At 33.6% G+C, this 1,061-nt stretch carries 1 protein-coding gene; it reads left to right on the forward strand.

Going from position 1 to position 1,061, the window contains the following annotated elements; all coding sequences use genetic code 11:
• Positions 1 to 357: 357 nt before the first annotated feature.
• On the forward strand, positions 358 to 837 hold the full coding sequence (locus BM278_RS18215; RefSeq protein ID WP_090952559.1) for a hypothetical protein: 480 nt from the start codon (positions 358 to 360) through the stop codon (positions 835 to 837).
• Positions 838 to 1,061 lie beyond the last annotated feature (224 nt).

The raw sequence follows: 1,061 nt of genomic DNA on the forward strand, positions 1-1,061 counted from the left end.
CGCCCCCGGTCATCCACGAAGCAGGCGTAGTGGGTTCGTTTCGCGATATCGATTCCCACGACAAGCGTTTGTTCGGTTACTTGATCAATTTTATAGTTTTGTGTACAATTCATCTGAAGTCCTCCTTGGTATGGTGAGTGATGTTTGACACCCCTGCATCATACCAAGAGGGCTTTTTTTGATCAAGTCCCCGGAAAAGCTCCTAACAGGAATGCTTTCTTTAGAATGTTTTTCGTCCAATCAGAGAATACCCTACCTTTTTCTTTTTGGTCTAGCAAAATGTGTTACACAAAATTTTATACATCATCAAGATCTATTATCCAATATATAAATTTACAAAAAGAGGGGATTTTGGATATGATAAAAAAAGAAAAAAGTAGAAATAAATATTCTGTTTCAGATCACATCTTTGCAATAACAGTTGTATCCTTTATGTGCTTAGCCATTATTTCATTACCTTTCCTACTTTTTTATTTAGTAATACATTTTGTTTCGTTGACAACCGATGTCCGTATTAATTCGTTTGGAACCTTTTCTTCTATCAAAATTATCCTAAAATTTTTTATAACTACTTTAGTCATAACAGGGGTGGTAGATACGATTTTTTCTATAATCTTGAACCGCTCGAAAGGAATTCTTGGTTTTCTTTCTGAAGCACTTCTGATGCTTGCCTTTTTCTATTTTTATGTTTTGATTTATTCTCTTGTGTCTAATGAAATTGTAATGACAGATAAAGGTCGTCTTTATGTTTCCTTATTTTTGTTCCTCATGTATTTATCTATTCATGTAGTATATATCGGTTCAAAACGGCTTTATGAATTGATAGTAAAAAAGTAACATAAAAGTAACATATTAACAGTATTTTATCTCCCTACAAATAGACAATAAAAGAAACACATTTGATACACTGTTCTGGAACCTCGATCTGAGAGGGATTTTGATTTTCATTGTGTTGATTTAACAACAAGCAGAGGGAAAAACATGAAGATTGTAATAACCTTTACCTCTAGTGTGAGTAAAATGTTTGTGGGAGAAATTCTTAGAATTCCCCGATGAGGGGG

It is taken from the genome of Parageobacillus thermantarcticus (genome assembly GCF_900111865.1).
In the GTDB taxonomy this organism is placed as follows: domain Bacteria; phylum Bacillota; class Bacilli; order Bacillales; family Anoxybacillaceae; genus Parageobacillus; species Parageobacillus thermantarcticus.